Annotated in this window: 16 protein-coding genes; 7 read left to right on the top strand and 9 right to left on the bottom strand. The window is 57.0% G+C overall.

Going from position 1 to position 17,202, the window contains the following annotated elements:
- Window positions 1-68 precede the first annotated feature (68 nt).
- From WFN87_RS05050 to lldD, 4 genes are all read left to right on the top strand, one after another.
- Window positions 69-464: a (R)-mandelonitrile lyase gene (locus tag WFN87_RS05050; protein ID WP_336818520.1), complete on the top strand. Its 396-nt coding sequence runs from the start codon at window positions 69-71 to the stop codon at window positions 462-464.
- Window positions 465-720: 256 nt separating this feature from the next.
- Window positions 721-2,376 (top strand): L-lactate permease, encoded by a 1,656-nt coding sequence (lldP, locus tag WFN87_RS05045; RefSeq protein WP_166994457.1) that lies wholly within the window; start codon window positions 721-723, stop codon window positions 2,374-2,376.
- Window positions 2,373-3,161, top strand: coding sequence for a transcriptional regulator LldR (gene lldR / locus WFN87_RS05040; RefSeq protein ID WP_166866296.1), 789 nt, complete (start codon window positions 2,373-2,375; stop codon window positions 3,159-3,161). The genes lldP and lldR overlap by 4 nt, the downstream gene beginning before the upstream one ends.
- A complete protein-coding gene (gene lldD, locus WFN87_RS05035) occupies window positions 3,158-4,300 on the top strand; it encodes an FMN-dependent L-lactate dehydrogenase LldD (protein WP_336982150.1) in 1,143 nt (380 codons plus the stop codon). The genes lldR and lldD overlap by 4 nt, the downstream gene beginning before the upstream one ends.
- Window positions 4,301-4,307: 7 nt before the next feature.
- On the opposite strand, the gene WFN87_RS05030 is transcribed toward lldD, so the two are convergent.
- From WFN87_RS05030 to cstA, 7 genes are all read right to left on the bottom strand, one after another.
- On the bottom strand, window positions 4,308-4,610 hold the full coding sequence (locus tag WFN87_RS05030; RefSeq protein WP_008454699.1) for an addiction module antidote protein: 303 nt from the start codon (window positions 4,608-4,610) through the stop codon (window positions 4,308-4,310).
- The gene (locus tag WFN87_RS05025) at window positions 4,600-4,929 is read right to left on the bottom strand and encodes a type II toxin-antitoxin system RelE/ParE family toxin (RefSeq protein WP_008454698.1); all 330 of its coding nucleotides are present in this window, start codon (window positions 4,927-4,929) and stop codon (window positions 4,600-4,602) included. Before WFN87_RS05025 ends, WFN87_RS05030 begins: the two co-directional genes overlap by 11 nt.
- 208 nt (window positions 4,930-5,137) lie before the next feature.
- Entirely contained in the window at window positions 5,138-5,434 is a 297-nt protein-coding gene (gene ilvN / locus WFN87_RS05020) for an acetolactate synthase small subunit (protein ID WP_008454697.1), read from the bottom strand.
- A 3-nt stretch (window positions 5,435-5,437) separates the two neighbouring features.
- Entirely contained in the window at window positions 5,438-7,126 is a 1,689-nt protein-coding gene (ilvB, locus tag WFN87_RS05015) for an acetolactate synthase large subunit (RefSeq protein WP_008454696.1), read from the bottom strand.
- A gap of 108 nt (window positions 7,127-7,234) precedes the next feature.
- A complete protein-coding gene (ivbL, locus tag WFN87_RS05010; protein ID WP_071842708.1) occupies window positions 7,235-7,333 on the bottom strand; it encodes an ilvB operon leader peptide IvbL in 99 nt (32 codons plus the stop codon).
- Between the two features lie 125 nt (window positions 7,334-7,458).
- Window positions 7,459-7,656, bottom strand: coding sequence for a YbdD/YjiX family protein (locus tag WFN87_RS05005; protein WP_166866308.1), 198 nt, complete (start codon window positions 7,654-7,656; stop codon window positions 7,459-7,461).
- 153 nt (window positions 7,657-7,809) lie between these two features.
- Window positions 7,810-9,915 carry a pyruvate/proton symporter CstA gene (gene cstA, locus WFN87_RS05000; RefSeq protein ID WP_008454692.1) on the bottom strand — a complete coding sequence of 702 codons (2,106 nt, stop codon included), beginning with the start codon at window positions 9,913-9,915 and terminating at the stop codon, window positions 7,810-7,812.
- Between the two features lie 391 nt (window positions 9,916-10,306).
- Between cstA and WFN87_RS04995 the strand changes: the two genes are divergently transcribed.
- Together WFN87_RS04995 and gdhA are read left to right on the top strand one after the other, a co-directional pair.
- Window positions 10,307-12,535 carry a TonB-dependent siderophore receptor gene (locus WFN87_RS04995; protein ID WP_336982146.1) on the top strand — a complete coding sequence of 743 codons (2,229 nt, stop codon included), beginning with the start codon at window positions 10,307-10,309 and terminating at the stop codon, window positions 12,533-12,535.
- Between the two features lie 252 nt (window positions 12,536-12,787).
- A complete protein-coding gene (gdhA, locus tag WFN87_RS04990; RefSeq protein WP_336982144.1) occupies window positions 12,788-14,131 on the top strand; it encodes an NADP-specific glutamate dehydrogenase in 1,344 nt (447 codons plus the stop codon).
- A gap of 37 nt (window positions 14,132-14,168) precedes the next feature.
- Here the strand turns inward: gdhA and WFN87_RS04985 are convergent, their stop codons facing one another.
- Entirely contained in the window at window positions 14,169-14,987 is an 819-nt protein-coding gene (locus WFN87_RS04985; protein WP_336982142.1) for a GNAT family N-acetyltransferase, read from the bottom strand.
- Between the two features lie 62 nt (window positions 14,988-15,049).
- The gene (gene yczE / locus WFN87_RS04980; RefSeq protein ID WP_166876631.1) at window positions 15,050-15,664 is read right to left on the bottom strand and encodes a membrane protein YczE; all 615 of its coding nucleotides are present in this window, start codon (window positions 15,662-15,664) and stop codon (window positions 15,050-15,052) included.
- Between the two features lie 91 nt (window positions 15,665-15,755).
- Between yczE and yczR the strand changes: the two genes are divergently transcribed.
- The gene (yczR, locus tag WFN87_RS04975) at window positions 15,756-17,183 is read left to right on the top strand and encodes a MocR-like transcription factor YczR (protein WP_336982140.1); all 1,428 of its coding nucleotides are present in this window, start codon (window positions 15,756-15,758) and stop codon (window positions 17,181-17,183) included.
- The last annotated feature ends 19 nt before the right edge of the window (window positions 17,184-17,202 follow it).

Here is a 17,202-nt window from a genome sequence, read left to right as displayed (position 1 = left end):
CTAGTTCTCTACAGCGTTCGGGACTACCGTATGACAACGAACGATGACCTTCTCGACTGGAGCATTTGATGAAAATTATCCGCAGCGGTTCACAACCTTCACAGCAGGGCCCGGAAAGTTATTTCACCGGCACAGTACGCATTGATTCACCTTTTAGTGGCACTGAAAACGCCCGCGTTGGCGGAGCAATTGTCACCTTTGAGCCGGGGGCACGCACGGCCTGGCATACTCATCCCCTCGGCCAGACGCTGATAGTCACCCAGGGGCGAGGCTGGCTTCAGGCATGGGGAGAAGAAATTCAGGAGCTGAATCAGGGCGATATCGCATGGATACCTGAAGGCGTTAAACACTGGCATGGCGCATCGCCGGAGACGGCAATGACGCATATCGCCATAGCGGAGTCCTTAAACGGCAGCCCCGTTGAGTGGCTGGAAAAAGTCAGTGACGAGCAATACAAAAAATAAGCCGCGAAACCTGCGTTGTCATCCCCGGCAATCGCTTTCTCCCTTCACTGCTCTCCCGCCAGGAGAGCCGTTTTTTCGGTCCTACCAATCTGACTAAAAACGTGCCCTTTTCTACAAAACGCTGATAAACACTCGTCGGGCCGTTGCCTTTCATTAACACAAGATTAACCATTAGCCATCATTTGCTCTACAAAGCAAAATTGGTCCTACCAATCTAATAAAAAACGATAAACGCCTCACCCTGGAGAACACCTGCATGCAAGTCTGGCCCCAACTCTACGACCCGCTCGGGAATATCTGGCTGTCGAGCCTGATTGCCGCGCTCCCTATTCTGTTTTTCTTCTTCGCGCTGATTAAGCTGCGGATGAAGGGCTACAAAGCGGCAACGATCACGGTATTTCTCGCCCTGCTGGTTGCCCTGTTTTTATACCGCATGCCGGTGGATCGCGCGCTTGCCTCGGTGGTGTACGGCTTCTTCTACGGCCTGTGGCCCATCGCCTGGATTATTGTGGCCGCGGTGTTTGTCTACAAAATTTCGGTCAAAACCGGGCAGTTCGACATTATTCGCTCCTCTATCCTGTCGATCACGCCGGACCAGCGCCTGCAAATGCTGATCGTCGGTTTCTCTTTCGGCGCCTTTCTGGAAGGGGCTGCCGGGTTTGGGGCGCCGGTTGCCATTACCGCAGCCTTGCTGGTCGGCCTCGGGTTTAAGCCGCTGTACGCCGCAGGTTTGTGCCTGATAGTGAACACCGCGCCGGTGGCCTTCGGCGCGATGGGAATCCCCATTATCGTTGCCGGGCAGGTTACCGGCCTGGACAGCTTCGAAATCGGCCAGATGGTAGGCCGCCAGCTGCCGTTCCTGACGATCATTGTGCTGTTCTGGATCATGGCGATTATGGACGGCTGGCGCGGAATCAAAGAGACCTGGCCGGCGGTAATCGTAGCAGGCGGCTCGTTTGCTATCGCCCAGTATCTCAGCTCTAACTTTATCGGCCCCGAGCTGCCGGACATCATCTCTTCGCTGGTGTCGCTGGTGTGCCTGACGGCGTTCCTGCGGGTCTGGAAGCCGGTGCGCATTTTCCGCTTTGATAACGAGAACGCGGCTGCAACCGTGCAGGCGCAGACTGCGCAGAAATACACGACCGGGCAGATTGTCAAAGCCTGGATGCCGTTCCTGTTTTTAACGGCCACGGTTACGCTGTGGAGCATTCCGCCGTTTAAAGCGCTGTTCGCCAAAGGCGGCGCGATGGCGGACTGGGTCTATAATTTCTCCGTGCCGTTCCTGGATAACCTTGTCGCCAAAATGCCGCCGGTCGTTACCGCCAGTGCGCCTTACGCCGCGGTGTTTAAGTTCGACTGGCTGTCAGCCACCGGCACGGCAATCCTGGTCGCGGCGCTGATCTCAATTGTTTACCTGCGCATGAAACCGAAAGCGGCGCTGGTTACTTTCGGCGAAACGCTCAAGGAGCTGGCGCTGCCGATTTACTCCATTGGCATGGTGCTGGCGTTTGCTTTTATCTCCAACTATTCCGGGCTGTCGGCGACGCTGGCCCTGGCGCTGGCGCATACCGGCCACGCGTTTACTTTCTTCTCGCCGTTCCTTGGCTGGCTGGGCGTGTTCCTCACCGGGTCGGACACCTCGTCTAACGCGCTGTTTGCCGCGCTGCAGGCCACGACCGCGCAGCAGATTGGCGTGTCGGACCTTCTGCTGGTGGCGGCCAATACTACCGGCGGCGTGACCGGGAAGATGATTTCACCGCAGTCGATAGCCATTGCCTGTGCGGCGGTGGGGCTGGTCGGGAAAGAGTCAGACCTGTTCCGCTTCACCGTGAAGCACAGCCTGATTTTCACCTGCATGGTGGGAGTGATTACCACGCTGCAGGCCTATGTTTTAACCTGGATGATCCCATGACCCAAGCTGTGCCGCGCCTTGCCGACCAGATGGTTGAGCGTGTTAAGGCGCTGATTGAAGAACGTAATCTGGAGGCGGGCATGCGGTTGCCCGCCGAACGCCAGCTGGCCGCCGAACTGGGCTGTTCGCGCTCGATTTTACGCGAGGCGATTCAAAAGCTGATTGGCGAAGGCGTGCTGGCCAGCCGGCGCGGCGGCGGCACTTATCTGCGCTACCAGACCGAACAATGGTCGGAACAGCGCATCGTACAGCCGCTGAAAACGCTGGTTGAGGGCGACCCCAATTACCAGTTGGATATCCTCGAAGCGAGGCACTCCATTGAAGGCAGTACGGCCTGGTACGCCGCCATGCGGGCGACGCAGGCCGACAAAGAAAAGCTGATCGCCTGCTTCGATGCCACGCTCAAATTTAAAGAGAGCGATGACCCGGATTTAGCCGCCCAGGCCGACGTCAGGTTTCACCTGGCGATTGCCGAAGCCTCCCACAATATCGTGCTGCTGCAGACCATGCGCGGGTTCTTCGACCTGCTGCAATCTTCGGTGCTGCACAGCCGCCAGCGCATGTACACCGTCCCGGCCATTTTTGCCGGGCTAACCGAGCAGCATGACGAATTATTGCAGGCGATTCTGGCCGGAGACGCCGAGCGCGCAAGGCGAGCTGCCCAGTCGCACCTCGGCTACGTCCACACCACTATCAAAACTCTGCAGGAAGACGAAGCCCGTCAGGCACGCATTACCCGCCTCCCGGACGAAGCAAGTGATGAAATAAGGGAAAAGAAACGATGATTATTTCCGCAGCAACCGACTACCGTGCCGCCGCCGAGCGCATTCTGCCGCCTTTTTTATTCCACTACATTGACGGAGGAGCCTATGCCGAGCATACGCTGAAGCGCAACGTGGAAGATCTGGCGCAGGTGGCGCTGAAGCAGCGCGTGCTGAAAAACATGTCGGCGCTGAGCCTGGAAACCCGGTTGTTTGACGAAACACTCTCTATGCCCGTCGCCCTCGGCCCTGTGGGGCTTTGCGGGATGTACGCCCGCCGGGGAGAAGTTCAGGCCGCAAAAGCTGCCGCAGCAAAAGGCATTCCTTTTACCCTGTCGACGGTGTCCGTTTGCCCGATTGAAGAAGTCGCACCGGCGATTAACCGCCCGATGTGGTTCCAGCTTTATGTTTTGAAAGATCGCGGTTTTATGCGCAACGCGCTGGAGAGAGCGAAAGCCGCCGGGTGCTCCACGCTGGTATTTACCGTCGATATGCCGACGCCAGGGGCGCGCTATCGTGATGCTCACTCAGGCATGAGCGGCCCTAATGCCGCGATGCGCCGCTATTTCCAGGCGATGACGCACCCGCAGTGGGCATGGGACGTTGGCCTAAATGGCCGCCCTCATGATTTGGGCAATATTTCCACCTATCTCGGTAAACCAACCGAGCTGGAGGATTATATTGGCTGGCTGGCCAATAACTTCGATCCGTCCATTTCATGGAAAGATCTGGAGTGGATCCGCGAATTCTGGGACGGCCCAATGGTGATTAAAGGGATCCTCGACCCGGAAGATGCTCGCGATGCGGTGCGCTTCGGCGCCGACGGGATCGTGGTGTCTAACCACGGTGGCCGCCAGTTGGACGGCGTGCTCTCTTCCGCCCGCGCCCTGCCCGCCATTGCCGACGCGGTAAAAGGCGATCTTACCATTCTGGCGGACAGCGGCATCCGCAATGGCCTGGACGTGGTACGTATGATTGCGCTTGGCGCTGACACTGTGCTGCTGGGGCGCGCTTTCCTGTATGCACTCGCCACTCATGGTGAGGCTGGCGTTAGCAATCTGCTGAACTTAATGGAGAAAGAGATGCGCGTGGCGATGACGCTCACCGGCGCGAAGTCCATTGCCGAAATCACCCCTGACCTGCTGGTTCGCCAGGGTTTATAGCGTACGGTCAGCCCGCAATCTCTGAAAAATGAATCCCCACCGCGTGCAAAACCTTTTTGGTGGTTTTGATGGTGGGGTTTCCACGCTCCGACAGCGTGCGGTACAGCGTTTCACGGTTTAGGTTTGCCGCTCTGGCAATCTCCGTAAAGCCACCTCTGGCTTCTACCAGCCGACGCATGGCAATGAGAAACACCGCTTCGCCGTCGTCACCGTCCAGCCCAATAAAAGCTTCTTTCAGGTACTCCACGGCGAAGGCACGATCGTCGCGGAGCATATCAATAACCGTTTGATCAAATTCGCTAAATTTCATTTTTTCTCCCTTGATGTTCAAGCCACCATTCTTTTGCACGTTCGATATCCGCCTGTTGATTGCGTTTATCTCCACCCGCCAGTAGCAGCCAGACGGCTTTGCCGTCCTGGGCGTAGTACACCCTATAGCCAGGCCCTTCATCGATGCGCATTTCCCATACGCCCTGTCCACAGGGTTTATGATCGCCAGGGTTACCAAAGGAAAGTCGGTCGATCCTCATGACTATTTTGGTTTTTGCCCTCGCATCTTTTAACGCCTTTAGCCAGGCTTTGAACGGCGTTTTTCCTTCTGTCGTTTTGAAGAACGTAATCATGTACATCCTTGACTCCCTGAGTGTAGCTTTAAAGCAACGGGCAAGCACGAACAAAATTTAATCGCGCTTATTTTTCTCAGGGCAGGCTAACGAATTCTTGCTTGAGGTTGGTTGAAATCGTTCTTTGGTATGCAGGGTTTGCGGCACGGCTTCCGGGGAGTTATTCATCCTGGCGCGGGGCTTTCAAAAATATGCCTGAAAGCCCCTGGTTTATTTACTGCACAAATGCGGTCAGGCGGTTAAAGATGCCTGGGTCATCGGCGTGGCGAATGATCTGCACCACATCCTCCAGCTTATCGACCTGACTGACCATCTGCTCCAGCCGCTGATCGTCTGCTACCTGCAGCCAGATGCGGCTCTGATCGCCTTCCGGCAGCGGTAAACAGAGAATGCCTTCCACGTTAAATGCGCGGCGGGCAAACAGGCCGCAGATATGTGACATCACGCCCGGGTGGTTGCGCACTGTGAGTTCCAGAATGACGGTGGATTGTTTAGTGATAGATTGCTGCATGACTTACTCTCCAATCATCTGAGTGTTGGCGGCACCCGGCGGCACCATTGGGTAGACTTTTTCATCGGCGTCGATACGCACGTGGATCAGGCAAGGCCCAGGGCGAGAAATCGCTTCCTGCAGCGCGGCCTGGGGATCTTCCGCCTGGTTCAGGTCGCAGGTTGCCAGGCCAAAGCCGCGGGCGATGGTCAGGAAATCCGTCATGCCGGGGTAAGTCGCGGCGAAGATATTCTGCTGGTAGAACAGCGTCTGTTGCTGGTGTACCAGCCCCAGCGCCTGGTTGTTCATCAGAATGATTTTCACATCCAGATTATTTTCCGCCGCCGTCGCCATCTCCTGGATATTCATCATCAGGCTGCCGTCGCCGGAGAAGCACAGCACTTTACGGCCTGGTTCGGCCAGCGCCGCGCCAACCGCAGCCGGTAAGCCAAAGCCCATGGTGCCCAGGCCGCCGGACGTCAGCCACTGACGCGGACGGTTGAGCGGATAAGCCTGAGCCACCCACATCTGGTGCTGGCCTACGTCGGTGGTAACAATAGCCTCATCGTCTACGCAGGCCGCTGCGGCTTTGATCAGTCCATAAGGCATCAGCGGATTATCTGCTCCCGGCGTGGCAAATGGGAACTCACGCTGCAACTCGCTCACCGTCTGCAGCCACTCGCTGCGCCGGGCGTTTTTGGTCTGCGGAATAAGCTGACTCAGCACTTCACGTACGTCACCGCGAATCGCCACGTTTGCCTGCTTAATTTTGCCCAGCTCGGCACGATCGATGTCAACGTGGATAATTTTGGCATTCGGGCAAAACTCCTCGGTTTTACCAATGGCACGGTCGTCAAAGCGTGCGCCCAACACGATCAACAGATCGGCTTCGTGCAGGATAAAGTTGGTGCTCCGCGCGCCATGCATTCCCAGCATTCCCAGAGAGAGAGGATGTCGGGCGGGGATCGTCCCCAGTGCCATCAACGTCATGGTTGTCGGCAAACCGGCACGCTCCGCCAGCTCTCGCGCCTGCTCCGCTGCACCCGCGCTGATAATGCCGCCGCCCAGATAAAGCACCGGGCGTTTGGCTTCGTTGATCATTGCGGCCGCACGGGCGATGTCCTGATGGTCAAAGGCCGGGGCAGCGGAAGGCGCGGCTACCGCGGGCAGTTCGGCAATGTCGATTTCAGCGGTCTGAATGTCTTTAGGAATATCGATCCAGACGGGCCCTGGGCGGCCGGACTGTGCGATACGAAAAGCGTCGGTAATCACCTGCGGCAGCTCGTCAATGCTGCGCACCAGGTAGTTATGCTTGGTGATAGGAATCGAAATACCGTAGGTGTCCACTTCCTGGAAAGCATCGGCGCCAATCATTGAAGTGGGGACCTGGCCGGTGATACAAACCAGCGGAATAGAGTCGAGACGCGCGTCGGCAATGGCGGTGACAAGGTTTGTGGCCCCCGGCCCGCTGCAGGCGATGCAGACCGCCGGTTTGCCGCTGGTACGCGCCATGCCCTGCGCCATAAATCCCGCGCCCTGCTCGTGGCGAGCCAGAACGTGGCGAATGCGGGGGCTTTGGCTCAAGGCATTGTAGAGCGGCAGTACGGTGCCACCGGGAATGCCACTAACCGTTGTAATGCCATGATGCTCCAACATTTTTACAATCAGCTGGGCGCCGGTGATGCGTTGTGCGGGTGTGTCCGAAATTGCCATGCTCCAGTCCTTCTAATTAGCCGGTTCGCTTCTGGGCAGGCACTTAAAACAAGAAACCCCGCCCGGTTTGCGCCGGCGGGGTTTGGAATCGATGCGTTGATTCAGTCCCTACGGCGCATTGCCGACGACCACCACCACACGCACGACGACCACCGCGGCTGGTAGCGCGGTAACTAGTAGGGTCGAAGTCTGCAGGGAATGAGTCATGGGTTTCCTGAATCAAGATTAAAAGTCGATATTGATAAAATCATACTCGCTGGTTTCGCACAACAGGATTTTTACCGTCAGCTAAAAAACGAGCTAAATGTCACATTTTTGTTAAATGCTAAGTCTTAGCAGCAGCGTCCGCCGCCTTTACCGCTGTAGCGGGCATCCTGACGCTCGCGGAAAAATTCTTCATAGGTCATTGGCGTCTGCTCAGGGTGCGTCAGGCGCATGTGCTGCACGTAGTTGTCGTAGTCGGGTACGCCAATCATCAGCTTCGCGGCCTGACCGAGGTATTTCCCGGCTTTGGCTAGACTATCGAACATGGTACCTCCAGTGGGTTGCCCCTCGCCCCAGCCCTCTCCCCAAAGGGCAGAGGGGAAAAGATAAAAAAATGCGCCCTTCTCCGCTCAGAGCTAAGGTAAAACCCAATTTATCCCCTCTCCCTTTCAGGGAGAGGGTTCGGGTGAGGGTAAAAATCAATGTACGCTCTTCGCCTGCGCCACGATCTGTTCGTAATTCTCAGGCATCGGCTCATACGGCGTTTCGCTCGACGTCGGTTGCTCAGACTTCAGCGCCTTAAGCGCAGTTTTCAGCGAGAACCAGCCGAGCACCACAACCACTACCATAAAGAAGATGGTCAGCCCCGCATCCAGGCGGTTGTTAAACACCAACTGGCTCAACTGCGACTGCGTGTACTGCGCCGGAATATTACCGCTGTCGATCATCGCCTGGAACTTATTGGCGATGGCGAGGAAGCCCACTTTTGCATCCGAGCTGAACGCTTTCTGCCAGCCAGCGGTTAACGTGCACACCAGCAGCCAGGCGGTCGGCATCAGCGCCACCCAGGCATAGCGCTGCTTCTTCATTTTGAACAGCACAACGGCGCACAGCATCAGCGCCATGCCCGCCAGCATCTGGTTGGCGATACCGAACAGCGGCCACAGCGTGTTAATGCCGCCCAGCGGATCGACCACGCCCTGATGCAGGAAGTAACCCCAGGCGAGCACACAAAGCCCGGTGGCAAGCAGGTTGGCCGGCAGCGAATCCGTCCGTTTCAGTCCCGGAGAGATTACGCCCAGCAGATCCTGCAGCATAAAACGTGCCGCACGAGTCCCGGCATCCACCGCCGTCAGGATAAACAGCGCTTCAAACAGGATGGCAAAGTGGTACCAGAACGAGACGTCCATCAGCCCGCCGAGCGCGCCGTGCAGAATATACGCCATGCCAACGGCCAGCGTTGGTGCCCCACCGGCGCGGGAGATGATGCTCTGTTCGCCCACTTCGTTGGCAATGTTGGTCAGCGTTTCCGGAGTGATATGGAAGCCCCACCCGCTCACCACCTGCGCGGCAGAAGCGACAACATCCGCCGTGCCGGCAGGCGCCAATACAGCCATCGGGCTGTTCATCGCGAAGTACACGCCCGGATCGATGATACAGGCTGCCACCAGCGCCATGATCGCTACGAAGGACTCCATCAACATGCCGCCGTAGCCAATGAAGCAGGCCTGATTTTCGTTCGCCAGCATTTTTGGCGTGGTGCCGGAAGCAATCAGCGCGTGGAAGCCGGAAACGGCCCCACAGGCGATGGTGATAAACAGGAACGGGAACAGATCCCCACTCCAGACCGGGCCGGTGCCATCAATGAATTTTGTTAATGATGGCATTTGCAGCGTCGGACGCATGATCAAAATGCCGATAGCCAGCCCGATGATGGTGCCGATTTTCAGGAAGGTGGAGAGGTAATCACGCGGGGCCAGCAGCAGCCACACCGGCAGCACCGAGGCCACAAAACCGTACCCTACCAGCATCCAGGTGAGCTGCACGCCCGTAAAATCAAAGTACGGCGCCCAGGTCGGGCTCTCCGCTACCCAGCCGCCGGAAATAATGGCAAACACAAGCATCACCAGGCCAATCACCGACACTTCGCCGATACGCCCCGGGCGTAAATAGCGAATGTAGACGCCCATAAACAGCGCCAGAGGGATGGTAAAGGCCACGGTGTAAGTCCCCCACGGGCTGTGGGTTAACGCCTTCACCACGATCATTGCCAGCACGGCCAGGATAATCACCATGATCATAAAGCAGGCGACCAGTGCGATAACCCCCGCAGTGTTGCCCATTTCTTCTTTAACTAACTCCCCCAGCGAACGCCCGTTGCGACGCGTGGAGACAAACAACACCATAAAGTCCTGCACGGCGCCCGCCAGCACCACGCCTGCCAGCAGCCAAAGCATGCCCGGCAGGTAGCCCATTTGTGCGGCAAGCACCGGTCCCACCAGCGGCCCCGCCCCGGCGATGGCGGCAAAGTGGTGGCCAAACAGCACTTTTTTATCCGTTGGGACGTAATCAAGGCCGTCATTGTTTCGCACGGCCGGCGTCATGCGCGTGGCATCCACCGTTAGCACGCGTTTAGCGATAAACAAACCGTAGTAACGATAGGCAATCAGGTAGATACAAACTGAGGCAATAACAATCCACAGCGCATTTATCTGTTCACCGCGATTCAGTGCGATGTAGCCGAGGGCGAATGCGCCGATCAAAGCGAGCACGACCCAGACGAGGTGTTTCCCAAATCTATCCATCAATTTTGTCCGTTTTCTAAGTGGATACCGAGAGTTGTTACATTTTGTTTCTAGCCTGGAATAGCGATTCTCACAATCGGAAGGGGGCAAAACACGAGGCATTTACCTCAGTTTGTTAATGAGATCACCTAAATATGTATCGGAACCGTAACAGCGGAAGGTCAATTGTGGAACATCAGGTTAATGAATGATTGATACGGGGAGTAATAACCCGGGCTGATTAATTAGCGGCTTTAATAGATTGCAAAAATGCAATTGATAAAGACATTGATAATTGTTTTCATTTGCAATAGCGTATTTCCGCACTTTCAACTCCAGGCACTTTTGCCGCGTCCTTCCTCGTTTGGGAAAGGAACTTAAGGGACGCAGGCGGTGACACTCAGGATAAATAATGAACAATACATTATCGTACTCCCTCGCCACACTGGTGAGTCTGGGCCTCTACGGCACCGCTTTTTCAGCGGCAGCAGCAGAGGTAACCCCCGCTGAAAACGAAGACACGCTCGTCGTCACCGCAGCCCAGCAAACGCTGCAGGCACCCGGCGTGTCGGTGATTACTTCCGACGAATTAAAGAAGCACCCGGTCGCGCGCGATGTCTCTGAAATCATTCGCACCATGCCGGGAGTTAACCTGACCGGCAACTCCACCAGCGGGCAGCGCGGCAACGGCCGCCAGATCGACATTCGCGGTATGGGGCCAGAAAACACGCTGATCCTGGTTGACGGTAAACCCGTCACCAGCCGCAATTCAGTGCGCCTGGGCTGGCGCGGCGAGCGTGATACCCGCGGCGATGCCTCCTGGGTTCCACCGGAAATGATCGAACGCATTGAGGTCCTGCGCGGCCCGGCAGCAGCCCGCTACGGCAATGGGGCGGCTGGCGGCGTGGTGAACATCATCACCAAACGCAGCAGCAACGAATTCCACGGCAGCTGGAACACCTATTTCAATGCCCCGGAGCACAAAGATGAAGGCGCAACGAAACGCACCAACTTCAGCCTGACCGGGCCGCTCGGTGACGACGTGAGTTTCCGCCTCTACGGCAACCTCGATAAAACGCAGGCGGACGCCTGGGACATCAACCAGGGGCACCAGTCACTGCGCACCGGGTCTTACGCCAACACGCTGCCAGCGGGCCGAGAAGGCGTTATCCATAAAGACCTGAACGGAATGATCCGCTGGGAATTTGCCCCGATGCAGGCGCTGGAGTTTGAAACCGGCTACAGTCGCCAGGGGAATCTCTATTCAGGTGATACACAGAATACGAATACCAGCCAGTTGGTGAAGGACAACTACGGCAAAGAGACCAATCGCCTCTACCGCCAGACCTACGCCGTGACCTGGACCGGCGGCTGGGATAACGGCGTCACCACCAACACTTATGCGCAATACGAACACACCCGTAACTCGCGCATGAATGAGGGCCTGGCTGGCGGCACGGAGGGGATTTTCTCCAACAACCAGTTCTCAGATATCGATCTCAGCGATGTCATGCTGCACAGCGAAGCAAGCATTCCGTTTACCCTGCTGGTGAATCAAAACCTCACCGTCGGTAGCGAATGGAATCAGCAGCGCATGAAAGACGGCACCTCCAACACCCAGTCGTTAAGCGAAGGCGGGCCGATTCCGGGGCTCTCATCCACCGGCCGAAGCCCTTATTCCAAAGCGGAGATCTTCTCTCTGTTTGCCGAAAACAATATGGAGCTAACCAGCAGCACCATGCTGACACCGGGTCTTCGGTTCGATCATCACTCCATCGTGGGGGATAACTGGAGCCCGTCGCTGAATCTGAGCCAGGAATTGGTGGAAGACTTGACGCTGAAGCTCGGTATTGCCCGGGCTTATAAAGCGCCAAGTCTGTATCAGACCAACCCGAACTACATCCTTTACAGCCGCGGTCAGGGCTGTGCGGCCAGCGGCGGGGCGTGTTATCTGATGGGGAATGAGGATCTGAAAGCCGAAACCAGCGTCAACAAAGAAATTGGCCTGGAGTTCAAGCGTGACGGCTATCAGGCCGGGATCACCTGGTTCCGGAACGACTATCGCAACAAAATTGAATCCGGCTATTCACCTATTGCCTCTAACAGCAAGAAAACCGACATCTACCAGTGGGGCAACGTGCCTAAAGCGGTGGTGGAAGGTCTTGAAGGTACGATTAATCTGCCGCTGACGGAGACCGTAAGCTGGAATAACAACCTGACTTACATGCTGCAAAGTAAAAATAAGGAAACCGGCGATCGCCTGTCGATCATCCCTGAATACACGCTTAACTCCACGCTTAGCTGGCAGGTTCGCCCGGACATTTCGCTGCAAAGCACCCTGACGTGGTACGGCAAACAGGCACCGAAGAAGTACAACTATAAGGGAGTTCCTGTCGCCGGCAGCGACACCAACGAGGTCAGCCCTTATAGCATCCTTGGCATGAGCGCGACCTGGGACGCGACCAAAAACGTCAGCTTCACAGCCGGGATCGACAACCTGCTGGATAAGCGCCACTGGCGCGCAGGTAACGCCCAGACCACCGGGAATGACACGACCAAATCCTACATGTACGGCGCTGGCGCGGAGACCTACAACGAGCCTGGCCGCACGTACTACATGAGCGTCAATACGCACTTCTAAGCTCGGTTCGGGAGGCTAATAAGCCTCCCAAATTGATCGCCAACGGCCGAAAAACAGAGAAGACAATTTATTGTCTGTTATTAGACCGAAATTTAGATTTTTTTAGGGTTAATAGCCCGACTAAACGCTTCCCTTCTTTATTGCCTTTCCGGTGAAAAAATCGCTTGATGCCCGTTCATAAGAAAATGTTATAGTCGAAAAATCACCCAAAAAAAGACAGACAACATAATTTTCAACAAGGAGTTACCTCTGATGGCTCAAGCATTATCCCTCGAAGGCTTTTTAACCTCAGTACAGTCCCGCGATCCGCACCAGGTAGAATTCGCTCAGGCGGTTCGCGAAGTGATGAGCACGCTGTGGCCGTTTCTGGAAAACAATCCGCAATACCGCCAGCAGGCGCTGCTCGAACGTCTGGTTGAGCCAGAACGCGTGATTCAGTTCCGCGTCGCCTGGGTGGACGACAACAATCAGGTGCAGGTGAACCGGGCCTGGCGCGTGCAGTTCAACTCGGCCATTGGCCCGTTCAAAGGCGGCATGCGCTTCCACCCTTCCGTTAATCTGTCGATCCTCAAATTCCTCGGCTTTGAACAGACCTTTAAAAACGCCCTCACCACGCTACCGATGGGCGGCGGCAAAGGCGGCAGCGACTTTAATCCGAAGGGCAAAAGCGAAGGCGAAATCATGCGCTTTTGCCAGGCGCTGATGCTGGAGCTTTATCGCCACCTTGGCCCGGACACCGACGTCCCGGCGGGGGATATCGGCGTTGGTGGCCGCGAAGTCGGCTACATGGCGGGGATGATGAAAAAGCTCTCCAACAACACCGCCTGCGTGTTTACCGGCAAAGGGCTGTCGTTCGGCGGCAGTCTGATCCGCCCGGAAGCAACCGGCTACGGCCTGATCTACTTCACCGATGCCATGCTGCAGCGCCACGGCCTGGGCTTTGAAGGCCTGCGCGTGGCGGTTTCCGGCTCCGGCAACGTCGCTCAGTATGCGATTGAAAAAGCCATGTCGCTCGGCGCTCGCGTGGTCACGGCGTCTGACTCCAACGGCACCGTGGTAGATGAAGCAGGCTTTAACGCAGAGAAACTGACCCGCCTGTGCGAAATCAAAGCCAGCCGCGATGGCCGCGTCGCCGACTATGCCCGAGAGTTTGGCCTGACTTATCTGGAAGGCCAGCAGCCGTGGAGCGTGCCGGTCGATATCGCTCTGCCTTGTGCTACACAGAACGAGCTGGACGTCGATGCTGCCAAAACGCTTATCGCCAACGGCGTGAAGGCGGTAGCCGAAGGGGCAAATATGCCAACCACGATTGTTGCGACGGATCTGTTTGTGGAAGCTGGCGTGCTGTTCGCGCCGGGTAAAGCGGCAAACGCAGGCGGTGTAGCAACGTCCGGGCTGGAAATGGCGCAGAATGCGGCCCGTCTGAGCTGGAAGGCCGAAAAAGTAGATATTCGCCTGCACCACATCATGCTTGATATTCATCAGGCCTGCGTGGATTACGGTGGCGAAGGAAAACAAACCCAGTACGTTCGCGGCGCGAACATCGCCGGGTTCGTAAAAGTCGCGGACGCTATGCTGGCTCAGGGCGTGCTGTAACTTGCAGGGTGAGGGCCTTCGCCCTCACCTTCTCTGCCTACAAGGTAAGCTTCATCTCGTATTGCCGAATCTTATCCTGGGTAAAGCCGCTGCCTAAAAACACCGGCGAAACGGTTTCGGGCAGGCTGGGAATAGTCACTAATCCAGGGAACTGGCGCTGAAGTAAAGCCAGCAGCTTTTTTGCCTTCCCGGATCGTCGCGCATACGGCTCAACAAACAGCCCTCTGAGCTTCGGTATTTCGCCGGGAACGACCATCGCATAAGCCACTTCATCCAGTACAAAAGCCTTACCGGGCAGCTTATACAGCGTTTCAGCCGCGCAAAGCCACGGCAGCGGCGCATCGTTAGCGGCCATCATTCTATGGGTCATTTGCAGCGGATCGATTTCCAGCAGTTCGCCGTCGGCCTCGCCTTCAGGAACACCTGCAGACTGGAAGCCCACCAGCGTTTGCTGGGGCACAAAGCCCATTCGCTCATAGAGCGCCAGCCCGCCTTCGTTGCCTAAAATCACTTCCAGATAAAATTGCTTATCCCCGCGCTCGCGCGCGGCATCAATAAGCTGCTGAATGAAGATCTTGCCTAAACCCTGCCCGCGCAGTTCCGGGCGAATCGCAAACGCGGCCAGGCGGCAGGTTTGCCCGCGTCGTGTCACCAGCGCCATGGCTTTGGGCTCTCCACGGTAAAGCCAGATAGGGCTGTCGCCTGGGAAAAGATCTTCTGAGGCAAAACGCCAGCCGAACGTTTCCCCTTCCAGACGAAAAGGCACCACGTACTGTTCAAAACAGTGGGTTAATATCTCTGCCAGCTGAAAGCTGTTCCAGTTCAGCGCGGGTTTACTCACAATCTCGTGCCGCATACTCTCTCCCGTTTTAAGCAATTATTATTCTCCGGAAGATAATGTTTAGCACAGCTACGGCATCAGAATGTAGCTTCCTGTGCAGGAGTCGCTGTGTTATTCAACGGCTTAACGCGAAACCACGGCAGGCAAAGCTGAATGAGAGGCCCGATAGCTAACGCATAAAGCACGGTGCCCACGCCAAAACTGCCGCCCATCAGCCAGCCGGAGATCAGTACGGTCACCTCAATGGCGGTACGCACGCTGCGCACCGACCAGCCCGTTCTGGCATGGATCCCGGTCATCAGCCCATCTCGCGGCCCGGCACCAAAACCAGCGCCGATATACATGCCCGTCGCCAGGGCGTTAACCACCAAAGCACCGACCAGCAAAACGGAGCGCGCAAGAAGCGATTCCAGCGGCGGCATTAGCGCCAGCGTGGCATCCGCCGCCAGCCCCAACACAATCACGTTGCTAATGGTGCCAAGGCCTGGACGCTGACGCAGCGGGATCCACAGCAGCAACACCAGCGCCCCCACAATAATCATCACCAGCCCGAGGTTGAGCGAAAAAAGCCTGGCCACGCCGAGGTGGAAAACGTTCCACGGGTCCGCGCCCAGATCGGCACGCACGAACATGGCGGTTGAAATGCCGTAAAAGACCAGGCCGGTATAAAGCTGCAGCAGGCGACGAGCCATCATGACAAAGATCCTCAGTGTGTTTTTATGGCTATACCCTCTCGCAAAATGGACCTAGTATTAAGGTCCAGTTATCAGAAAGTGGACTGCTATGACGCTGCGCAGAATCGGAATTTCATCTTTAACACGCCTGCTGGGCCACTGGCATCAGGCCTCATCCCGCTCGCCTGTCTATCGGCAACTGGCGGACGGGCTACGGCTGCTGATCCTGGATGGCCGCCTACCGCTCGACAGCAGGCTGCCGGGGGAAAGAGAGCTTTCTGGCGCACTGGGCGTGAGCCGCACCACGGTGGCCTCTGCGCTGGCGCAGCTCAGGGAGGAAGGGTATCTGCTGAGCCGCCAGGGCTCAGGCTCCGTCACCATGCTGCCCGAGAGCAGCCCGGCCATTTCCCCCTTACCCGGTAATGCTCCGGTACTGGATCTCTCCACCGCCGCCCTCAGCGCCGGGCCGGAAATTCATCGGGCCTACTCCACCGCCCTCACTTTCCTGCCGGAACATTTGTCCTCAACCGGCTATGACAGCCAGGGATTGCCGGAGCTAAGAGAAGCAATTGCGCGGCATTATGCGTCACGGGGATTACCCACGACGCCTGACCAAATCATGGTGGTCAACGGTGCCGTCAGCGGACTGGGGCTAATACTTAGACTGTTCACCGGCCCGGGCGATCGTGTCGTCGTAGACCATCCCACTTACCCGATGGCGTTGGCGGCGATTCGCGGCGCCTCCTGCCGCCCCGTGCCGGTCAGCCTGCCCGCAATCGGTTGGGATGTTGACGGTTTAGCGGCGACTATCGCCCAGACTTCTCCCCGGCTGGCTTACTTGATTCCAGATTTCCATAACCCAACTGGCCGCTGTATGGATGCGGCCACGCGCCAAAGGGTGAACGAGATAGCCGCCCGCAGCCACACCACGCTGGTTGTGGACGAAACGATGGCCGATCTCTGGTTTGATGCCCCTCCTCCTCCTCCCCTGGCGGCTTTTGGCCCGGAAGAACACACCATCTCGCTCGGCTCCGCCGGGAAAAGTTTCTGGGGCGGGCTGCGCCTCGGCTGGATAAGGGCTTCAGGCAAAACCATCAGTTCGCTGATACAAATCCGCAATACCTTTGATTTAGGGACGCCTCTGCTGGAGCAACTGGCTGCCACGCAGTTGTTTACCGACGCGGCGCAGTTCTTGCCTCAGCGCAGAGAGATGCTGCGCCAACGCTGCGAAACCAGCTTCGCCGCGATGCAAGCGCTGTTCCCGGACTGGCAAACATCGCCCCCGGAAGGCGGCCTGTCGTGGTGGGTGGAACTACCGAAACCGCTGGCCACGATTTTTGCCGCCGCCGCCGAGAGTCAGGGCATTCGGATCGGTGCCGGGCCAAGGTTTGGGGTCGATGGGGCTTTTGAGCGCTTTTTACGCCTTCCCTTCAGCCTTGAACCCGCAGAGATGCAGCTTGCCCTGCAGCGGCTGCAGCCGCTTTGGCATCACCTGGCGGCAACAAGAAATGAAAGTCTGCGGGGAATGGTATTTTAGAAAGCGAAATATTTCCCTC

The organism is Cedecea sp. AS113, from assembly GCF_037152415.1.
In the GTDB taxonomy this organism is placed as follows: Bacteria; Pseudomonadota; Gammaproteobacteria; order Enterobacterales; family Enterobacteriaceae; genus Cedecea.
The sequence above is the reverse complement of the archived record's forward strand: the minus strand, read 5'-3'. Positions and strand labels throughout refer to the sequence as shown.

Coding starts and splice junctions, on each gene's coding strand:
- lldP (WP_166994457.1), top strand. CDS start 721: ATGCAAGTCTGGCCCCAACTCTACGACCCGCTCGGGAATATCTGGCTG.
- lldD (WP_336982150.1), top strand. CDS start 3,158: ATGATTATTTCCGCAGCAACCGACTACCGTGCCGCCGCCGAGCGCATT.
- ilvN (WP_008454697.1), bottom strand. CDS start 5,434: ATGCAGCAATCTATCACTAAACAATCCACCGTCATTCTGGAACTCACA.
- WFN87_RS05005 (WP_166866308.1), bottom strand. CDS start 7,656: ATGTTCGATAGTCTAGCCAAAGCCGGGAAATACCTCGGTCAGGCCGCG.
- gdhA (WP_336982144.1), top strand. CDS start 12,788: ATGGCTCAAGCATTATCCCTCGAAGGCTTTTTAACCTCAGTACAGTCC.
- WFN87_RS04995 (WP_336982146.1), top strand. CDS start 10,307: ATGAACAATACATTATCGTACTCCCTCGCCACACTGGTGAGTCTGGGC.
- WFN87_RS05025 (WP_008454698.1), bottom strand. CDS start 4,929: ATGTACATGATTACGTTCTTCAAAACGACAGAAGGAAAAACGCCGTTC.
- yczE (WP_166876631.1), bottom strand. CDS start 15,664: ATGGCTCGTCGCCTGCTGCAGCTTTATACCGGCCTGGTCTTTTACGGC.
- ivbL (WP_071842708.1), bottom strand. CDS start 7,333: ATGACTCATTCCCTGCAGACTTCGACCCTACTAGTTACCGCGCTACCA.
- ilvB (WP_008454696.1), bottom strand. CDS start 7,126: ATGGCAATTTCGGACACACCCGCACAACGCATCACCGGCGCCCAGCTG.
- WFN87_RS04985 (WP_336982142.1), bottom strand. CDS start 14,987: ATGCGGCACGAGATTGTGAGTAAACCCGCGCTGAACTGGAACAGCTTT.
- cstA (WP_008454692.1), bottom strand. CDS start 9,915: ATGGATAGATTTGGGAAACACCTCGTCTGGGTCGTGCTCGCTTTGATC.
- WFN87_RS05050 (WP_336818520.1), top strand. CDS start 69: ATGAAAATTATCCGCAGCGGTTCACAACCTTCACAGCAGGGCCCGGAA.
- WFN87_RS05030 (WP_008454699.1), bottom strand. CDS start 4,610: ATGAAATTTAGCGAATTTGATCAAACGGTTATTGATATGCTCCGCGAC.
- lldR (WP_166866296.1), top strand. CDS start 2,373: ATGACCCAAGCTGTGCCGCGCCTTGCCGACCAGATGGTTGAGCGTGTT.
- yczR (WP_336982140.1), top strand. CDS start 15,756: ATGACGCTGCGCAGAATCGGAATTTCATCTTTAACACGCCTGCTGGGC.